The sequence below is a fragment of the Dehalococcoidales bacterium genome (genome assembly GCA_028717385.1).
Classification (GTDB): domain Bacteria; phylum Chloroflexota; class Dehalococcoidia; order Dehalococcoidales; family CSSed11-197; genus CSSed11-197.
In genome coordinates this window covers 1-18393 of record JAQUNW010000022.1, presented here as the reverse complement: position 1 = coordinate 18393, position 18393 = coordinate 1, and the positions used below count along the sequence as shown (strand labels likewise).

At 43.2% G+C, this 18393-nt stretch carries 19 protein-coding genes, 1 pseudogene and 3 riboswitches; of the genes and pseudogenes, 12 read left to right on the top strand and 8 right to left on the bottom strand.

Annotated features, from left to right (window positions below):
* A pseudogene (locus PHX29_05510) lies at window positions 1-101 on the top strand (integrase core domain-containing protein).
* Window positions 102-263: 162 nt separating this feature from the next.
* Here the strand turns inward: PHX29_05510 and PHX29_05505 are convergent.
* The 6 genes from PHX29_05505 to PHX29_05480 form a co-directional block, all read right to left on the bottom strand.
* Entirely contained in the window at window positions 264-2303 is a 2040-nt protein-coding gene (locus PHX29_05505) for an aldehyde ferredoxin oxidoreductase N-terminal domain-containing protein (GenBank protein MDD5605347.1), read from the bottom strand.
* A 2-nt stretch (window positions 2304-2305) separates the two neighbouring features.
* A complete protein-coding gene (locus PHX29_05500; protein MDD5605346.1) occupies window positions 2306-3031 on the bottom strand; it encodes a hypothetical protein in 726 nt (241 codons plus the stop codon).
* Window positions 3032-3100: 69 nt separating this feature from the next.
* Window positions 3101-3221: riboswitch (molybdenum cofactor riboswitch) on the bottom strand.
* Window positions 3222-3247: 26 nt separating this feature from the next.
* The gene (locus PHX29_05495) at window positions 3248-3439 is read right to left on the bottom strand and encodes a hypothetical protein (GenBank protein MDD5605345.1); all 192 of its coding nucleotides are present in this window, start codon (window positions 3437-3439) and stop codon (window positions 3248-3250) included.
* A 44-nt stretch (window positions 3440-3483) separates the two neighbouring features.
* Window positions 3484-3602: riboswitch (molybdenum cofactor riboswitch) on the bottom strand.
* Between the two features lie 290 nt (window positions 3603-3892).
* Window positions 3893-4588: a response regulator transcription factor gene (locus PHX29_05490; protein ID MDD5605344.1), complete on the bottom strand. Its 696-nt coding sequence runs from the start codon at window positions 4586-4588 to the stop codon at window positions 3893-3895.
* On the bottom strand, window positions 4585-5907 hold the full coding sequence (locus PHX29_05485; GenBank protein MDD5605343.1) for a HAMP domain-containing sensor histidine kinase: 1323 nt from the start codon (window positions 5905-5907) through the stop codon (window positions 4585-4587). Before PHX29_05485 ends, PHX29_05490 begins: the two co-directional genes overlap by 4 nt.
* A complete protein-coding gene (locus PHX29_05480; protein ID MDD5605342.1) occupies window positions 5853-6827 on the bottom strand; it encodes a PAS domain S-box protein in 975 nt (324 codons plus the stop codon). Before PHX29_05480 ends, PHX29_05485 begins: the two co-directional genes overlap by 55 nt.
* A 715-nt stretch (window positions 6828-7542) precedes the next feature.
* Between PHX29_05480 and PHX29_05475 the strand changes: the two genes are divergently transcribed.
* The 7 genes from PHX29_05475 (at window position 7543) to PHX29_05445 (ending at window position 13244) form a co-directional block, all read left to right on the top strand.
* On the top strand, window positions 7543-7671 hold the full coding sequence (locus tag PHX29_05475; protein MDD5605341.1) for a hypothetical protein: 129 nt from the start codon (window positions 7543-7545) through the stop codon (window positions 7669-7671).
* A 130-nt stretch (window positions 7672-7801) separates the two neighbouring features.
* A riboswitch (molybdenum cofactor riboswitch) is annotated at window positions 7802-7923 on the top strand.
* Between the two features lie 101 nt (window positions 7924-8024).
* Window positions 8025-8495 carry a molybdopterin-dependent oxidoreductase gene (locus PHX29_05470; GenBank protein MDD5605340.1) on the top strand — a complete coding sequence of 157 codons (471 nt, stop codon included), beginning with the start codon at window positions 8025-8027 and terminating at the stop codon, window positions 8493-8495.
* A gap of 61 nt (window positions 8496-8556) precedes the next feature.
* The gene (locus tag PHX29_05465; protein ID MDD5605339.1) at window positions 8557-9510 is read left to right on the top strand and encodes an iron ABC transporter permease; all 954 of its coding nucleotides are present in this window, start codon (window positions 8557-8559) and stop codon (window positions 9508-9510) included.
* 1 nt (window position 9511) lies between these two features.
* Window positions 9512-10315, top strand: coding sequence for an ABC transporter ATP-binding protein (locus PHX29_05460; protein ID MDD5605338.1), 804 nt, complete (start codon window positions 9512-9514; stop codon window positions 10313-10315).
* A 23-nt stretch (window positions 10316-10338) separates the two neighbouring features.
* Window positions 10339-11427: an ABC transporter substrate-binding protein gene (locus PHX29_05455; GenBank protein ID MDD5605337.1), complete on the top strand. Its 1089-nt coding sequence runs from the start codon at window positions 10339-10341 to the stop codon at window positions 11425-11427.
* 48 nt (window positions 11428-11475) lie between these two features.
* Window positions 11476-12222 (top strand): hypothetical protein, encoded by a 747-nt coding sequence (locus tag PHX29_05450; protein ID MDD5605336.1) that lies wholly within the window; start codon window positions 11476-11478, stop codon window positions 12220-12222.
* Window positions 12223-12407: 185 nt separating this feature from the next.
* Complete coding sequence (locus tag PHX29_05445) at window positions 12408-13244, top strand: hypothetical protein (GenBank protein MDD5605335.1); 837 nt, start codon at window positions 12408-12410, stop codon at window positions 13242-13244.
* Here the strand turns inward: PHX29_05445 and PHX29_05440 are convergent.
* Both PHX29_05440 and PHX29_05435 read right to left on the bottom strand, forming a co-directional pair.
* Window positions 13241-13702, bottom strand: a complete 462-nt coding sequence (locus PHX29_05440; protein MDD5605334.1) for a DUF134 domain-containing protein — start codon at window positions 13700-13702, stop codon at window positions 13241-13243. The genes PHX29_05445 and PHX29_05440 overlap by 4 nt on opposite strands.
* Window positions 13702-13965, bottom strand: coding sequence for a hypothetical protein (locus tag PHX29_05435; GenBank protein MDD5605333.1), 264 nt, complete (start codon window positions 13963-13965; stop codon window positions 13702-13704). The genes PHX29_05440 and PHX29_05435 overlap by 1 nt, the downstream gene beginning before the upstream one ends.
* Before the next feature lie 323 nt (window positions 13966-14288).
* On the opposite strand from PHX29_05435, the gene PHX29_05430 reads away from it, so the two are divergent.
* From PHX29_05430 to PHX29_05415, 4 genes are all read left to right on the top strand, one after another.
* Window positions 14289-16226 (top strand): proton-conducting transporter membrane subunit, encoded by a 1938-nt coding sequence (locus PHX29_05430; GenBank protein ID MDD5605332.1) that lies wholly within the window; start codon window positions 14289-14291, stop codon window positions 16224-16226.
* A complete protein-coding gene (locus tag PHX29_05425; protein ID MDD5605331.1) occupies window positions 16226-17164 on the top strand; it encodes an NADH-quinone oxidoreductase subunit H in 939 nt (312 codons plus the stop codon). The genes PHX29_05430 and PHX29_05425 overlap by 1 nt, the downstream gene beginning before the upstream one ends.
* Window positions 17161-17841, top strand: coding sequence for a hydrogenase subunit (locus PHX29_05420; GenBank protein ID MDD5605330.1), 681 nt, complete (start codon window positions 17161-17163; stop codon window positions 17839-17841). Before PHX29_05425 ends, PHX29_05420 begins: the two co-directional genes overlap by 4 nt.
* Window positions 17838-18393, top strand: a 556-nt coding sequence (locus tag PHX29_05415; protein ID MDD5605329.1) for a hypothetical protein, incomplete at its 3' end; no start/stop codon positions are given. The genes PHX29_05420 and PHX29_05415, both read left to right, overlap by 4 nt.

The window sequence follows — 18393 nt, the reverse complement described above, 5'->3', positions numbered from 1 at the left end:
TACTGGTCGAACGGTGGCGCTAGGAGTATAATCATGTCCGGCCACACAGTGCCATAGGATACCGTCCACCGGCTCCAGAGGTGAAAATACTAACTGTGTAGGTGATACCCTACTTGGGGGCTGGTCAGCGATAACCTCAAATTCCTGTTTTGAACTTCAGCCGGCTTTGATACTATGTAACAAATATAAAAACGGGAGCTGCCTCGATGGGTACTCGGCAGCTCCCGTTTTTATATTCTAGCTTTCAAACGCTGGGATGCTTCTTATAAAACACCTCTGTTTTCAAGATCATCTGCGACATCTTTCATTCCAAGCTCTTCTAGCCTTGCTCTGGTAGGAACGCCATCACTATTCCACCCAATTAAGGCATAGAATTTTTGCATCCCCGATTTCATCATTTCCTTTTCTATCTGTCTTCCTTTGTTATCTCTTGTATCAGGATAGAACTCATCGTTATATATATCATCAGACGCTCTTCGTCCTTCCCTGCAAGCGATTGCCCTTTCAAGAGTCCACGGGACTTCACATTTTTTCCACAGTTCTTGCTGCGTTACGTTGTGCCCGGTAACAGCTTTATACAATTTGGCACCCTCTTCTGGATCTCCAATTCCGTCTTCAGTATAAGGACACCAGAAGCGCTGACGCGCCGTCCCATCGCACATCATAAGACAATCTTCCTCGAAGTTCATTTGCCATAACCATCTTGCTACTATCTCAGCATCTTCATATCCCGGTGGTTCAATTGGCTTAGTTGTACCAATCCATTTTTGCATCATCTTTCTCATCATTTCATACCACAAATCGCTCTCTAATTCGACTCCAAGGCCATCAAATCGTTCTTTGTAAACACATAAGTCTGTATGTTTTGTCATGGGGTCCCGATTCGCGATCCCCCAATATAAGGCTGAGCTATACTGAGTCATGTTAAATAAATGACCAAGGTTATGATGTGTTCCGTATCCGGAGAAATTTCCAGCTTTCGGGTACAATCTTCTCTTATGAGTCAAAGCAATTCCTCTTTTCGGCCCAAACTCTTCATGTGAAGCAATATATTCCAAAACTCTAGGGCCTCCCTGGGCACAAATGGCACCGAAACCTTTACCATAAGCGATATCGTGAGTAAAAACTTCAATAAATTCCTGACTACCAATTTTGTCAACAGGCCATCCGGTATTTTCAGGTGTTAATACTCCTTCTTTATACAAACGCTTAAACGTAGCTAAAAACCCACTAAAGCCTGGGTATATATAAAAGGACTCGTCTCCAAGCTCCCAGGCATTTAATCCATATTGTTGGAAAAGAACAGCGCATAATTCTTGTACTTTACCCGTTTGTTTTTCGTTCCCATAGTATTCTTGTTCGGAAGCACGATACACTAGTGCTTCCAAGCACTGGAGAGATCCTGGTGGCATAGAATTATCTAAGAATTTTACTGTTCGTCTGCGCATCATAGGGCACTGATCACACGCAGCATAACCCATTTCGACTTTTCCTTCTTCGACCAATTCACCAAGTGCCAAACCATCACCTATGCTTGCGCGCTGGAAAACATAGGATATCTCTTTTCCTTGGAACCCTTTCACTGTTTCGCCAAAACGTAAAGCTTTTAACTTTCTAAAATGTTCTTTTAGTGTCAGGAGTTCTTTAGGCTCTGCCACTTGAACAAAGCCGGTACCTCTTACAGCTATAGCCTTCAAGTTTTTTGAACCCATTACAGCACCAAAACCACCTTGCCCAAAAGTGCTACCGCTTTCAGTTGAGATAGTTGAAATTGGTGATAAATGCTCGCCTGCTTGCCCTATCACCAGCATCTTCGTCTTGCTGCCATGTTTTTTCCATATCTTCTCTTGTGTGGCATATGTATTTAAACCCCATAAACGAGAGGTTCTTGCATCCAAAAATAACACTTGATCGTCTTTGATGTATATATACGTTGGTTTAGGGGCTTTGCCTTCTACTATTAGCCCATCCCAACCTGCAAATTTTAACTCATTGCCAACAAAACCCCCGCAATTAGAGTCAGCTATTGACTGTATAGGATAAGTCTGCGGAGCTTTTGAAACCAGAACAAGTCTGCCGCTCGCTGGGCATACTGTGCCTTGTAATGGTCCGGTCATGAAAATAAGCTTATTTTCTGGAGATAATGCCTCAACTTCAGGCCCTATTTCTTCCCAATAAATTCTCGTAGCTATACCCCTGCCGCCGATATATTGCGGAATATAATCAGAAGTTTCAACTGTAGAAACTGTTGAATTCGTCAGATTAATTCTTAGTATTTTCCCGGTAAACCCATTAATAGCCATAATTATGCACCTCCAAGATTTTCATAATAATCTGTCGAATCAACTCGCACTCCATCTTCGTATTGAACATACTTCAAAGCACCCATGGGGCAAGACTTTACACATTCTGGGTCACCACCACAAAGATCACACTTGAACGCCTTGTTGTCTTTATTAAAGCTGACTCTCGAAGGCGTGAACGGGCAACTTTTCTCACAGACATGGCAACCGATACAAAATTGCTGGTTAACTACTCTAGCGCCGGTTTGTTCATCAACTTTGATTGCATTCATCGGGCAATTTTGCACACAAGGTGCGTCGGCACATTGCAAGCAAATAATCGGCTGATAATCAACTTCGATATTGTACATAGTCCATTCTTTTAAAATATGAATTCTAGATAGTTCAGGGCTGTATACCCCTTCATGAATCATTGAGCAAACTCCCTCACATGACCTGCAACCTCCGCAGATCATTGGGTCACATGTAATAACACCTTTAGGTAGAGCAAGCTGTTTCCATGGCCTGGCAGCGGCTAAACCGTCTTGCCCTGCTCTTCCCTGGTCGCCCTTGAGGCCTTCAGGTCCTTGAGGCCCGACTGGTCCTTGAGGGCCGATGGGTCCAACTGCACCAGTAGGGCCAGCGCAACCAGCAAGAGCTGTTGCACCAAGAACGGCGGCTCCAGCCAGAGGCGCCGCTTTTTTAAGAAACTCTCTTCTGGAATTATTCTTTTCCTTTTCTTCCGACATTAGTATCTCCTTTATAATATTTGTGTATGCTTTCGGGTTTCAGTAACTATAATGAATTTTTCTTGCACCTCCCTTATCAATTACTCTTCTTTCCTAAAAAGGGAGGCGGCACCGTTTCCAGTGAAGCCCTACCGGCCATTCTCCATGGATTTCTATCTTTAGGAGAGTAAGCTCGAAGAGGCAATTATTTAATACCGTCAATGAAATTTATGAATTCTAGCTGCTCACTTTCTTCACATAAGAATTGCATACACGCCCGTTGCCATTGCTGTGCACTTCTTCCCACACTTCAACCAACTGGCATAGAAAGCCGTCATAGCACTGCCCCGGAGCCCGGTTGCGGTCAAGCCTTTCTTTAGTCGTCTTCCTTAACCCTATCGAACTTCGGCTGTTATTCAATGAATGCATATTGGTGTATCTCCCCTAATATCTGTTTTTTAATAAAAAAAGCACTGCCTCCCCTTTACTCTTCTTTCCTGAAAAGGGAGGCAGTGCCGTTTCCAGCGCTACCCTAACGGCCTTGTCCCTTAGATGCTTTCTTTAGGGATTTCGGCTCGAAGCGTTTGCGTTTTTTATTTTTTTTCTATAAGATTCAAAAGTTAAAAGCTAATCATCTTCCCTCTTTTTATGGATAATGCTTGTAATCTTTCAAATAAGCTTGCGGCATAACATATATGCACATAATGATTCTTACGGAAGCAATCTTTAATACATTAACCTATGAAGGTTACAAAATATGGTTAAGAAATGATGTTTGATGTTAAGAAGAGGTTACATTGTAGTAAAACATTGTTAAGAGGAATAATCGCTGGTTTTAAAAAGAAAACAATGAGAAGGTGTTCAAAATAGCGGAATATACTACTACTCAGGTAATTTGAAGTAGTAACCCAGGCCAATTTTAGTCAAGATAATTGTTGGATTTGAGGGGTCTTTTTCAAGCTTTTGTCGAAGGCGCCTTATATGCACCTTAAGGCTGTATACAAGATCTGGGTCGTAGCTACCCCAGATTTCGTTAATCAGGTTAACATGTGTAACCACATGCCCCTTATTATTGATGAGAACAGATAAAAGGCTGCTTTCGATTGGCGTAAGCTGAATATTTTTTTGGCCAAAGATAACTTCGCGGGTTACAGGATGTAGCTGAAATGATCCCTCTAAAAGGGGGGAATCATTACCCTCATTACTTTTGCCCCTGATTTGGTTATGAATACGCGATAGCAATTCCATTTGGCGGAAGGGTTTGACAATGTAATCGTTTGCACCGAATTCAATACCTTTTACTATATCTTCTTCGTCGCTTCTTACAGTCAAAATAATTACAGGAACCTGGGAAAAAACCCGTATTCGTTTCAAGACTTCAAATCCGCTCATATCATGCAAGCCAAGGTCAAGAATGACGATATCCGGATTTTCTTTTTCAACTATCGCTAAGGCTTTTATTCCACTTCCAGTTGATAATATTTTGGTGTTTTGCCATCTTATACCGATAGTAAAACTGATAGCCTCTATTATTTCAGTGCTATCTTCAATGATTAATACTTTTTGTAATTTGTTCATTTAGCTTGTTTCTTATTGTCAGTTTTGTATGCGGCTAAAGGGATATAAAACCCGACAATGCTTCCCTTACCCTCATCACTATTAATAAACATCTGTCCGCCATGTAGCTCAATAATCATGTTGGATAGATATAAACCTATTCCAAGGCCGGTCAAATGGTCGGAGTCGCTCCTAATCTTACCATATAGTTGGAAAGCATTCTCCCGCTCTTGTTGGCTAAAACCCCTTCCTTCATCCTGAACTTTAAAAACCAAGCTTGAATCCTGAGTAAAGGTTGTAAGAATTATAGATCCGTGCTCGCGATTGAATTTAACCGCATTATCTATCAGGTTGAAGAGCACTTGTTGCAATCTTTCAGCATCTGCCTGGAATTTTAAGTCTGGGGTTGAATTATTTACAACAAGTTTTTGATCCATTTTCTTTACATGTTGATAAACTGTTTGAGCAACCTCTTCAAGCATTTCTGAAAGATCGATTGGGAAAATATTAAGTTTCAAAACGCCGATTTCGCCCTTTGCCATATCTATTAACGCGTTCGTTCTAAATCCAAGTATGTAAGAGCTAGTTGTAATGTTTTTTATGAGCTTCATTTGGGATTTATTGGCAGTTCGAGATAACGTTTCACTCGAAAGAGAGAGAGATGTAAGCGGGGTTTTCAGTTCATGAACTATGAGTCTTGTTAAAAGAAGACGTTTTTCAAGTTCTTCTTTAAGCTGTTGGCTGGTATTGCGTTCTTTCTTTAATAGTATAAGTTCTTTTTTTCTTAGCTTGTTTAATTGGGCGGTTCTCTTTTCAACCATTTGCTCAAGATGGTTCTGGTATTCTTTTAATTTATTCTCTGTTATTTTTAGACTGGTAATCTCATAAAAGCTGATATACACCCGTTCTAATGAATCCTCGCACCCTGGCGCAACTAAAACATTAACGATAATATTTTTCATTTTTCCACCAGGGGTAGTCATAGCCTCCTCACGTGAAAAATGTTTGTGTCCATCAATCAATCCGTAAAGACTAGACAACAAGGAAGCGCTAATTGGATTATTCATATCATTCTCTATGGCATTGAGAATGATCTCATTCGCTTCATGCACATTTCTAACTTCCCAAAAATCTCTCATTGCCTGGTTCCAAGCAATTATGTGGCTACTATTTAAACATTCGATTATTTTGTCACTATGTTTTTCTGCGTATTCTGTAGCAGTTTTGATGTTCTTTTCTTGCATATCTTGAATAATTAGGCAAGCAGCAGAAAAATCGCGTTCAGCTATAGGCACGGGGGCATATTCAAATAACGAGAGGTATTTGAACCTCTCCTCCAAAATAATCTTTTCTGCCTGTTTTTTTCGGAGATATCCCTAAGGGGAACTACCGCAGAAGGCGTTCCGTTGTAAGTGATAGGAGCAATAGAAAGTTCCACCGTGATTCGTTTACCGGATTTGGTGATGATCTCCCCTTCAAACAGCTTGGGCTGAACATCGCCTGCCAATGCCTTAAGGTACCTGTCCCTTGAAGCTGGTGCATGTTCCGGTGCGATCAAGTCAAAGGTAGACATGGTAAGCAGTTCTTGCCTGGAGTAGCCGGTGATTTCTGACCACAGATCATTTACAAATACGTATCTTCCTTCAACCCCGTCTATGGTCTGGAGGATTACAATCGCCTCTCCGGTATCACCGGCAAGGTCAATTACGCTTTGGAAACGATGCTCAAACTCCTGGGCTTTGGTTTCCGCCTTTACCCTCTCGCTGACATCACGGATAAACATAATGTTGGTGGCAACACCATCACTTGCAGATACTGCACTGGAAAGCTCGATCTGAGCCTCCAGCCCGTTTCTGTTGATTATGGACATGCAGAATTTACCTGGAACAGGTCTGCCTGATATTTTCCTTCGGTGTCTATCCAGAGATACCTGCCTGTCCTCGGGCTTTACCAGCTCAAAAAAGCTTTTTCCCAGTAGTTTCTCGCGACTATAACCAGTGATACCAACCCACATGTCACTGACAAAAACCTGTACCCCCTCAATTCCATCAATATCTCTCAGCATCACCACAGCCTGTCCCATATCACTCCCAAGTTTGATCAGGGCATGGTAGCTTTCTTCTGGGGGTTTGGTTTTGGTTGAGCGTTTTGGTTTGGACTGCTCCAGTTCCCCTAGCCTTGCCTGAGCGCATGCAAGCTGGGCTCTCAGTGCTTCCAGTTCACTCTGTTTTACCGGAACGTCTTCTTCTCTCGAAACCATTAAGTTCTCCAGGGGATACCCCCAGTAGTGTAATAAACACTATTATAATATATTCGGGAGTAAAGACACATTATCGATTGCTGTTTATGGTGATTTATCTGATATAAATAACAGGCATATTAAGAATTGCACTATGGGAGTGAGCTTCAAACCGATAATTAAAAAAAGCTAAAGACTAGGTGTCCTTCATACAAAGTGCCCCACGGCTTTGGATATGAACCTCATGGCGTCTCATACCTATCTGAGGCTATTTGCCAACAAACATTGCAATGCTGGGATAACAGATTTCCGCTCAAATAGCAGTTCGGAATCTGTCAACCAAGGGCCACCATATTGGGCTCGAACTATTAATCTTAAAATATTCAACGCCCCGGATTGGTAAGCACCAACTTATCGGCATCGCACTTAGTGTTAGAGCAAGACATCACCTGCAATAACAGCAGCCCCCGCATCAATATATCTTATAGATGGCATGAAACAGCCTGTATTCAAAAATAGAGCGCTTTTACCTGTATATCATATTCTGCCTATATGAGTTAATTCACCAATAAAGCTTCCCTATTTACACGAAAAATAATTGATAAACCCTTTTTTCCCCGAGGCATGGCCTGAAGAGATAACTAAGAAGCTCAGGAAATTCTCTTAATATTAACACCAAAAATGGTGTTAATATTTTTAAAAACTGTTTTGGCAACTTTGTGAAATAGTGGATTGCATGAGTAAGAACGCCATAGATGGCGAGATCGTCAGCATACTAAAAGCTAATTTTGAAGAAATTAATTACCAAAGGCTGGCAGCACAGGCTGAATCGGGTGAGGAATACAGACAATACATCAGGTTATAAACAACAGATTAAGATCTACCGCATTGTTAAAAAAACGCCAGATGATACTATATCGTTTCGATCAAAAATGTACCAGCCCCTTATCACCTTGACAACTTATATTCATATTATTAAACTTAGCCCAACAATTAAATAAATAGTTCTTCGAGCCTTTCCTCCTAAAGATGTGCAATCTATGGAGATAGGCCATCAGTGTTCCACTGGAAACGGTGAAGCCTCCCGTATGCGGAAAGGAGAATTGGTTTGTTTTTGCTTTTAAGCGCTCCTTTCTGGGGCGCTTTTTATATTTAATATACAATGCAATTTTAACTTTGCAATTAATCATTACAAATAAACCGGAAAGGAGCAGAGTAATGAAATCCAGGTTACTACTAGCAATAGCAGCAATAGGTATGATTTTTGGAATTGCTGGCTGCACCAACACACAGGATATTGGAGAATGGAGCATCACAGTCGAAATAATTGGTCAGGATACACTCCAATTTACCAATGATGACGCGTTAGAGATTGGCCCGGTTGATATACAAGCAGCTATGAAAGATGGGGATAACGTGCTGGGTGAAGATACCTGGCGCGGAATCCTCCTCTATGACCTGCTGGATCACTATGGTATGGACAGTTTTTCAGTAATATCAGTTGAAGGCGAAGACGGCTCCAGCGCAGAGCTTGATCCCGCAAGAATTGAGGCCGACGGTACCGGTTTTGCCTGGAGTGTTAATGGCGATAAGCTGGATTCAGAATCAGGCCCAGTAAAATTCGTAAACCACAACCGCGGCCCCAAACATTGGATTAATAAGGTCGTAAAAATAACCATAATTGAATAAAAGGCTATTTAAGAAGCCCTTTTTATACATAGCGCTTATAGCTGGACCGCTATTGATAATTGTGGTGTCGTTATTCATCGGAAGGTATCCTCTGTCATTTTCCGAAGTCTTCACCGCGCTGGGCTTCAAGTTGGGTCTGGTGCAGGAACCGGTCCCTTCAACTCACTTGAATGTGGTCTGGGATGTCCGCTTATCACGAGCTATACTGGGCACCTTGGTTGGAGCGAGTCTTGCGGTAAGCGGAGCATCTTTTCAGGGAATGTTTCGCAATCCCCTGGTCAGCGCCAATATTCTTGGGGTTACATCAGGAGCAGGGTTCGGAGCGGCGTTAGCCATCATCCTGTTTGACGGCCAGACATTGTTTATTTACCTGTTTGCATTTGGATTCGGGCTAATTGCAGTTGTGCTGAGTTACCTAATCGGGACAACCTATAAAGCCACTCCAACCGTCATGCTGGTACTGGGTGGCGTGGTGGTTTCATCGATCTTTTCAGCCCTCATCTCATTATTAAAATACATCGCAGATCCCTTCAATCAATTGCCCAGTATCGTATTCTGGCTGATGGGAAGCCTTGCATCCGCCAGGTTTTCCGATACCCTTATAGCAGCAATTCCCATGTCTATAGGCGTTGTCGGATTACTACTTATGAGATGGAGGTTAAATGTACTGTCACTGGGGGACATTGAAGCACGTGCCCTTGGTTTAAATGTATTCGTTGCCAAAAGCCTGGCCATTTTTTTTGCCACACTCGCTACTGCCGGAGCAGTATGCGTGAGTGGTATTATTGGCTGGGTAGGCTTGGTAATCCCGCATATTGGCAGGATGCTGGTCGGCAACAACAACGAAGCTCTCATCCCAGTCACAATTTCGCTTGGTGCTGGTTATTTGGTGATCGTAGACAATATTGCCAGAACATTGACCGGATCGGAAATACCCCTCGGAATCCTGACATCTCTGATCGGTGGCCCTTTCTTTATATATTTAATCAGAAGAACCAAGGCAAGGGGCTGGTGACGTGGGGATAATCAATGTTAGCAATGCTACGTTTTCCTATGGAGAGGAAAATATCTTCGAAAACATTGATCTTGAAATCAATCCGGGCGAAGTCTTTTGCTTGTTCGGGCCAAACGGCTGCGGAAAATCGACACTGATTTTATGCATGATGGGGGTTTTAGCTCTTACTGATGGGCAAATCACTCTCGACAACAGAAATGTAAGGGGAATGAAACCACCAGAGGTCGCAAGAATAGCTGCCTATATCCCGCAGTCTCATGAAAAGCCTTTCCCCTACAAGGCAATCGACATCGTACTGATGGGAAGAACAGCACATACCAGCACTTTCTCTCCACCTACCCCTACTGATCGAAGGATAGCGGAAGAAGCCATGGAGAAAGTTGGTATCATCCAGTTCAGAGACCGGCCTTATACACAGTTGAGCGGCGGCGAGACACAACTTGTTTTAGTTGCCCGCGCGCTTGCCCAACAAACTCCGATACTAATCATGGACGAACCAACCGCCCATCTAGACTTCCGCAATGAGCTGAACTTCCTGGAAGCTATCGTTAAACTGGTCAAAGACTCCAGCTTGACAATAGTAATGGCTACCCACTTCCCTAATCATGCTTTCTATTTTGAAGGCACCGGAATCAAATCCGGCCTGGCACTCATGAACAACAAAAGCATAACTATTAAAGGAAATCCAGTTGAAGTATTGACCGAGGAAAATATGGAAAATGTCTTCAATATTAAATCCAAATTAATCTCCTACACATGGAAAGATGAGACACTCAAACAAATAGTACCACTGGAAACATTCTAACAAGTGCGGAGGAGGAACGATTAATGATAAAAATAAAAAACTTCGCTATTGCGTTGATGGTTGTGGCAGTATTTTTACTGGCCGCATGCAACAATTCCCCCGCAATTTCTACAACACCAGATACAAATAAAGAGACGATTACAGTTACAGACAGCGTTGGCCGGGCTGTAGAAGTTCCAAAAAAAGTTGAAAAGATAGCTGCTTTGTATTCATTTGCCGGATATACAGTCTGTCTACTCGGCAGTGGGAACGACCTGGTAGGAGTGCCCGGCGGCCTTCAGCGAGATATCCTGCTGGTAGAAATATTTCCGGAATTAGCCAATGCATCAACCCCAAGGACGGGCGGCACCATTAACATCGAAGAGCTTCTCAGGATAGATCCAGACGTAGTTCTGGTGAGGAAAGATACAGTGGCAGATGACAGAGAAGTTGAAAAGCTGGATAAAAGCGGGCTGCCCTATATTGTTGTAGATTACTCGACCATGGAAGAACAGCGCGAAGCCATACTCATTATTGGCAAGGCAATTGGCAAGGAAGCTGAAGCCAGAACCTTTAACAACTACTACCTGGATACCATAGACAGAGTCAGCCAGTTGGTTGGTGATATTCCAGAGGGCGAAAAGGTAAGGTTGTATCATTCTGAAAATCAAGCTACCAGGGCTACCCATGAATCATCCCTGGCTGCAGATTGGACTAGGGCAGCAGGCGTAATTAATGTTTCCGTAGGTGGAGACCTCGAACTGGTCGGTAATGACTATTACGCCAGTATTGAGCAGATACTATTCTGGGATCCGGAGGTTATAATTGTTAATGAAAGCACCGCCTACAGCCTGATAACATCCCACCCGCAATGGTCCGGGATTTCTGCTGTCAGGGAAGGAAAAGTATACCAGCTCCCCAACGGAATATCACGCTGGGGGCATCCCGGTTCAGTTGAAACTCCACTGGCTCTGCTTTGGACAGCTAAAACTGTTTACCCAGAATTATTTACCCATGTAGAAATGGGAGAAGAGGTTCAGTATTTCTATAAGACTTTCTTTAATATGGAGCTTGATGATGAAATGATTGCCACGGTTCTAAGAGGCGGAGACCTGAGAGAGGACAAACAATAACCAAGTTGTTTTAAAGTATCCTTTGGAAAGTAATGAGAGGGGTTTTAAATGAAAAAAATATTTTATATTGGCATAGACGACACCGATATTCTGGAAGGACCGGGCACAGGAAAAATCGCCAGAGGGGTGGCTTCACGCCTGGAAGAACTTGGCCTTGGACGTCACAGAGGAGTGATCCGCCATCAACTGCTGGTTGATCCCAGAATTCCTTATACTTCACACAACAGCGCCAAATGTGTGCTTTTCGAAACCAGTTATTCGGCTGAAAGCCTCAGCCAGCCTTGCATTGATTACCTGGCTGAACATTTTCAACCTGGTTCCGACCCGGGCCTGTGTATATGCGAGCCTGAACAATTCAACCAGGAGCTTGAAGATTATGGAACTTCAGCTCAAAAAGAATATCTATCCAAACAACAAGCTTACAGACTAGCTCAAAAACTCGGAGTCTTCCTTGTTGAACTTGGAGGAACGGGAGATGGTGTTATTGGAGCACTGGCAGCAGTGTCTCTGAGCGCGGGAGGAAATGACGGCCGGTACGTCCACTTAAGAGGAATCAAAGAGGTTAACGGATTGATAACCGCAGGCCTGGTCAAAGAGAAAACCGATACGGTTTGCATAATTGATGATGAAGGACAGGTCGTTCCAGATAGCGCCTTGATCGACAGCCTGGGGTGGTTAAGACCTTCCCGGATAAAGGGAGAACCAAGGCTAAGGGTGCGCCTGGAAAAGGATGGGGAAGGAAAGGAAATATGGAGACCGATTGAACGTAAGTTAAGAGCGCATTCGGGTAAATAGTATTATCCCTGTCTTGGCACACTATCCGAGGAAGATTCTTCTTCGTACTGACATGCTCATCAAGGATTACATAGTTAAAGAAAAACCTTTCTCCAGAACGACAAAAACGAGCACGAATGATACACCCGCACGTCTCTTTTTTATGGTATTATTGGATTATTGAATAAAGATTAAGGGGCAAGTATATGGGTTTAAAGCGTGATAAAAGCGGAAAATTACACATAGAATCACCTCTGATGGGTGAATCGTTGATGGATAAGAACCTGCTGGCACAAACCGGCACCGGACCGGTTTTCAAGATCATGCCAAATCTGGTTGTGGTCAAGATTGGTGGGCAAAGTATTATTGATCGCGGCAGAAAAGCTCTTCTTCCAATCTTGGATGAACTGATAGCAATCCGGCAGCACAACGAGGTATTAATCACCACCGGAGGTGGAACAAGGGCACGTCACGTTTATGCAATTGCCACCGAATTAGGTATGCCTGCGGGGGTACTTGCTTCACTAGCCTCGAGCATCAGTGAGCAAAACGCTCTGATGGTAGCGATGGTGCTGGGACCATCGGGAGGAATAAAAATAGGGCATGATGATTTAACCAAGCTGTCTCATTACCTGAGACTAGGTTGTTTGCCAGTTACACATGCCATGCCTCCTTACGGACTTTTTGAAACCCCGCCGGAACTAGGTCGAATTCCTCCCCATCGTACCGATGCCGGCGTTTTTCTGCTTGCTGAGGTTCTGGGAGCAAGAAAATGTATACTGATAAAAGACGAGCAGGGCGTCTATACCGCTGACCCAAAAAAAGATCAAAAGGCCAGATTCATTGGCGATACAATTGAAGTAAACGAGCTGCTATCGTTGAACATGAACGACCTGCCGGTTGAGCGCAGCATGCTGGAGTGTCTGAAAAACTCGATCAATATGCACGAGTTCACCATTGTCAACGGCCTGGTCAGCGGTAATATTTCCCGGGCTATGGCTGGAGAGAAAACCGGAACAACGATTTACAAAGCCTGCAGCTAATCACCCAGTGCAAATCCCTTGTTGCCATGCCGCCTATGATGCTGCCTTCTCTGTGCTTCCCTAATTGCATGGCTTGTACAATTAGGGCACTCTTCCGGCTCCTGATAAGTGTCATGGTATACTACACGCCAGACTGTGCCGCAGTTATAACACTTCCAGCGAACCCTGATCCCTCTTCCGCTGTTACCGGGAGCCAGAATAACCATATCTTCAATTAACGCAACTGCAACCTTCTGGCGCGCCTCAGTTAAAATGCGCTGAAATGTCGAGCGTGCTACTCCCATCTCTTCGCAAGCCTGGGCTTGGTAAAGACCTTCAACTTCAACCAATCTCAAAGCTTCAATTTCTTCCGGCAACAAGACAATCGGTTGACAACAGGTTGATCTTGTACCGACAGGCTTGAAGATCTTAGCCAGATGGCGCCTGCTCAACCGGCGGTGCTTACGGGGTCGCGGCATTATTCACCTGCAATATGGCGCCTGCGCGCATGCCTTCGCCTGCCGCCAACTGCGCTCTGGATCTTGTTTTCGCCCTCGCCACATGGCAGCCAGATCAGTTCAGAGCCTGTTTTTTCTGCGATTGCTTCAAGCTCAGCTTTTCTCAGATGGGTCTTGTAAAACTTGAGTTTTCCATCATCGCCGTCAACGCAAACTACAGCGAAACGGGGTTCAATATCACCCTCGCCAACAACACTGCGCTCTCTTACAAAAATCTGTTTCATAACATCCTCCTTTTCGTTATATTTCGGGCATATACCCATAATATAATATGTTTATCTGGCACTGTCAAGTGGTTTTATTAATATTTGGCTAAAAAACAATCTGGAAATCCAAGCCTTGCTATCACGGGTGGCGCAAGTCTTTCTGGCACACCGCTTGATTAAGAAAGATTAACAACAGGCACATCGCCTGCCTTCCTGATTCGTTTGACACGCACCGATGTTTTAACTAGAATTACTAATACGTAGATATTAATGAAATAATTTTTATACAACAGGAAGCTCTTTAGGGGCTTCCTTTACTTTTTGGTTGTCTAGCAACAATTATGATTACTGTTTTGTTTACAATAGGCATATATCTTATTCTGGCGGCTGGTGTCGTAGCCTTGTTAGGCTTGATCCAACCGATTGCTGCTGTACGCCGTTTGAGTTTGTCAATTATCCTTTTAGGGCTCATAGCAGGTATCGTTGCTGTCTTTTTTACATTAATTCGAGACGTGAATCTACAGATACCACTATTTGAAGTAAGTAATCTTTTAGAAATAAATTTCTATCTTGACCGTTTATCCGCTTTTTTCATTTTGATCATCTGCATCGTAAGCGTTTGTGCAACAGTCTACTCCTTTGGATATATCGAACATTTACACAATTCTAAACGACGCCATTGGCTAATAGGACTAATGGCAATATTTATGGCGTCAATGATAGGAGTAGTAGCTTCGGAAAATTACTTCACGTTGTTACTGAATTGGGAAATTATGTCCTTAAGTTCTTTTTTCCTGGTAGTGCTTGAACGGGAGCAAACCGAAAGTATCAAAGCTGGCGTTTATTACCTGGTGATGACTCAACTCAGCACCGTTTTTCTATTCTTTTCGTTCCTTACAACCTATTACTCAACCGGTACTATGTCTGTGAATATATCTATACCGGCAATTACATCGATTAACTTTGTACTCACGGGTTTCCTGCTCGGTTTCGGCACTAAAGCAGGTCTTGTCCCTCTGCATAAATGGCTTCCATATGCTCACTCAGCCGCCCCCTCCAATATATCAGCCCTGATGTCAGGGGTAATGTTAAAAGTCGCTATATATGGTTTAGCCAGAATTACACTGAACCTGGAAACCATACCGTTGTGGTGGGGTATGATATTGCTGGTGACGGGAACAATATCAGCGGTCCTGGGCGTAATATACGCCCTCAAGGAGCATGATCTTAAAAAACTGCTTGCTTACCACAGCATTGAGAATATTGGGATCATAGTAGTAGGGTTGGGGCTATACTGTATCTTCACATTCTTCAGTTTGGATACACTGGCGCTCATGAGCCTGGCTGGTGCCCTCTTTCACTCTCTTAATCACGCGCTTTTTAAAGCCTTGCTTTTTATGTGTTCGGGAAACGTAATCAATACTATGTCCACCCGCAATATTGAAGAGATGGGCGGACTGATCAAGCGTATGCCCGCTACTGCCACCATTTTTTTAATAGGAGCTGCTGCCATTTCCGCTCTGCCTCCCCTGAATGGCTTCGCAAGTGAAGTTTTATTATTCCAGTCATACTTCGGGGCTTTCCAGATACCCAGTTTATTTATTGCAATTGGGGTATTTGCATCCCTGGCAGCGTTTGCTCTTATGAGTGCGCTTGCAGCCGCCTGCTTTGTGAAAGCATTCGGAATTACCTTTTTAGCAATGCCACGTGCAAAAGCCGCCGCGCAAGCCAGCGAGGCTAGCCGAAGTATGATTGTTGCCCCAGCGATTTTGGCTGGCCTCTGCATAGTGCTCGGCGCTGGATCATTTCATTTCTTCCGATTAATGGGGTTAGATTTACCGATGCCCAACATGCTACCGATAACCATAACAATTCTTGTAGCCATGCTCACGTTGGTTTTGATAGTCCGATGGCTAAAAATCCCGGTCAGAATAACTGAGACCTGGAACTGCGGCTCCGCTAATATTAATAGCTGCACAGAATATACAGCTACTGGATTTTCTCAGCCAATAATCAAGATTTTCAGCCCAATCTTTCGTACGAAAGAAATTCTCGAACGCAGTTTTATAGATGCTTTCAGATCAGTTATTCACCACGGCAAGGCAGAAATCAAAACGATGCAGGTTTTCGAAGAGCGCATCTATCTCCCCATTGCTCGACTGACCATGCGCTTCGGGCGCTGGATGTCCAATTGGCAAAACGGAGATCTGGATAATTTCATATTGTACGGATTCATCACCATTGTTATTTCTATTCTGGTAGCGGGATGGTGGCTATAATGGCCATTACACTAATCTATTATCTACTGAATACTCTTTTTATCATCCTGGTATCCCCGCTATTTATGGGTATTATTAACAAGGTTAAAGCAATATCCCAGAGGAGAAGAGGTGCTCCAATCTGGCAGCCATATTTTCAATTGCATAAGCTTTTTAAAAAGGAAATAGTTTATTCCAAAAACGCCTCTTTTATTATGAGGCTAGCTCCGTATCTGAATATTGGTTTTGTAATTGCCGCTGCAACATTGGTCCCAGTGTTGTTTTTACCTCCCGCGGATTCTGTTCCGGCGAATATTATATTGTTTTTATATCTTATGGTATCGGCCAAGTTTTTTATGGCCTTAGCCGGCCTCGATGCAGGCTCAACTTTTGGCGGAATGGGTAGTTCTCGCGAGATGAGCCTATCTGCAATTGCCGAGCCAATTACCATTATCACATGCGCTGCAATTGCTTTCGTATTGAATACAATCGATATTACGCAAATGTTTTCTGCCACTATGACAAATTCATTGCTGGGATTCCCAACCCTTCTATTAACAGGAATATCCTTGTTTATTATTTTGATTATTGAAACAGCCAGGGTGCCGGTTGACAATCCGGAAACACATCTTGAGCTTACCATGGTTCATGAAGCAATGGTTCTGGAACAATCTGGCCCTAATCTGGCTTTAATGGAAATAAGCCACGCTGTAAAGCAAACACTGCTTATGGCCTTGTTAATCAATTTACTGTTTCCCCAGGGAATGGCTGCCACCTTTTCCCTGCCAGGTATTGCCCTAGGTGCGATCAGTTTTATTATCAAAGGCTCTATATTGTGTGCAATAGTCGCTATTTTTGAATCCAGCCTGGCGAAAATCAGGTTTTTCAGGCTGCCCAGTTTTTTCATGGTGGCTCTTTTTCTTTGTTTCGTTACTGTCGTATTTGAGCTGATATTATGAATGACGCCATATTAATCTCAGTTATAATCAGGATCCTGCTTGTGCTAATCTTGGGCACTGCAGTGCTTATTATTACCCAACGTTCATTGAATTCGCTGTTTTCTATTTATTCAGCCCAATCTCTGTTTTTGGCATTGCTGGCGCTGGTTCTCTTCTGGCAGGAAGGAATTTTTAGCCTGCTTCTCATAAGCTTGCTAACACTGATTAGCAAAGTAATAATTATTCCTCTATTTTTACGTTCCGTCTTACAAAAAATATCCATTAAAAGAGACTTAGAATTCCGGTATTTGACCCCCATCAGCTCGATACTAATCAGCATCGGGTTGCTTTTTGGAGTTTACAGATTATTTTTTAAATTGAGCGACGAGCTACACTTTGATACCCTCTTCCTGCTTGGTGCTGTCATAGGTGTGTCGCTCGCTCTGATGGGAATGATGGTTATTTTTAGCCGGCGTAAGGTCATCACAAAAACTGTCGGTTACCTCACCATGGAAAATGGGGTCTTACTCTTCAGTTTATTTGTTGCAGAATTGCCTTTTATTGTCGAGGTGTTGATCCTGGTTGACCTGCTCATGATCCTGGTACTGGCTAGCCTGTTGGCTTTTGGTATTGATTCCACTATCGAATCTTTCCACGAACGCCTGCGCAACTTCGGATTGGAAGCAGAAGAGCAATGATAGAACATATTATCTGGTTGCTCAGCTTACCTGCGCTTGTGTCATTATGCCTGATACTATGGTTTTCTCGCTTTTATAAACACGCAGATAATCGCCACTATAGCAGCTTGGTCATAATCCAGACAGTTGTGTATTTGGGATTAAGCATATGGATGGTTAGCTTCAACCGGCCAGTGGAATTATCCGGCAACGGATATTTTTATTTGGACACATTGGCAATTTTTGAAATATTGATCTCAGCCGGCTTGTATTTGCTGGCGGCCATATATTCCCGCGGTTACATAGATAGCCTGCTTAACCAAAAGGAAATCGACGTATCTTTGCTACCGGTTTTCTATGGCTCTTTTTGCTTACTAGAACTGATTCTTATCATGGGGTTTCTATCTAATAACCTTGTTCTGTTATGGATATTTATTGAATTATCCACGGTATTTTCGGCCGTGCTTATAGTTACGTTAAAAGCAAAGGAAAACATCACCGCGGCACTTAAGTATGTTTTTATAACATCAACTTCCATGCTGTTTTCTTTCATGGGTATTATCATCCTGTTTA

Coding starts and splice junctions, on each gene's coding strand:
- PHX29_05505 (MDD5605347.1), bottom strand. CDS start 2,303: ATGGCTATTAATGGGTTTACCGGGAAAATACTAAGAATTAATCTGACG.
- PHX29_05500 (MDD5605346.1), bottom strand. CDS start 3,031: ATGTCGGAAGAAAAGGAAAAGAATAATTCCAGAAGAGAGTTTCTTAAA.
- PHX29_05495 (MDD5605345.1), bottom strand. CDS start 3,439: ATGCATTCATTGAATAACAGCCGAAGTTCGATAGGGTTAAGGAAGACG.
- PHX29_05490 (MDD5605344.1), bottom strand. CDS start 4,588: ATGAACAAATTACAAAAAGTATTAATCATTGAAGATAGCACTGAAATA.
- PHX29_05480 (MDD5605342.1), bottom strand. CDS start 6,827: ATGGTTTCGAGAGAAGAAGACGTTCCGGTAAAACAGAGTGAACTGGAA.
- PHX29_05475 (MDD5605341.1), top strand. CDS start 7,543: ATGAGTAAGAACGCCATAGATGGCGAGATCGTCAGCATACTAAAAGCT.
- PHX29_05470 (MDD5605340.1), top strand. CDS start 8,025: ATGAAATCCAGGTTACTACTAGCAATAGCAGCAATAGGTATGATTTTT.
- PHX29_05455 (MDD5605337.1), top strand. CDS start 10,339: ATGATAAAAATAAAAAACTTCGCTATTGCGTTGATGGTTGTGGCAGTA.
- PHX29_05450 (MDD5605336.1), top strand. CDS start 11,476: ATGAAAAAAATATTTTATATTGGCATAGACGACACCGATATTCTGGAA.
- PHX29_05445 (MDD5605335.1), top strand. CDS start 12,408: ATGGGTTTAAAGCGTGATAAAAGCGGAAAATTACACATAGAATCACCT.
- PHX29_05440 (MDD5605334.1), bottom strand. CDS start 13,702: ATGCCGCGACCCCGTAAGCACCGCCGGTTGAGCAGGCGCCATCTGGCT.
- PHX29_05435 (MDD5605333.1), bottom strand. CDS start 13,965: ATGAAACAGATTTTTGTAAGAGAGCGCAGTGTTGTTGGCGAGGGTGAT.
- PHX29_05430 (MDD5605332.1), top strand. CDS start 14,289: ATGATTACTGTTTTGTTTACAATAGGCATATATCTTATTCTGGCGGCT.
- PHX29_05425 (MDD5605331.1), top strand. CDS start 16,226: ATGGCCATTACACTAATCTATTATCTACTGAATACTCTTTTTATCATC.
- PHX29_05420 (MDD5605330.1), top strand. CDS start 17,161: ATGAATGACGCCATATTAATCTCAGTTATAATCAGGATCCTGCTTGTG.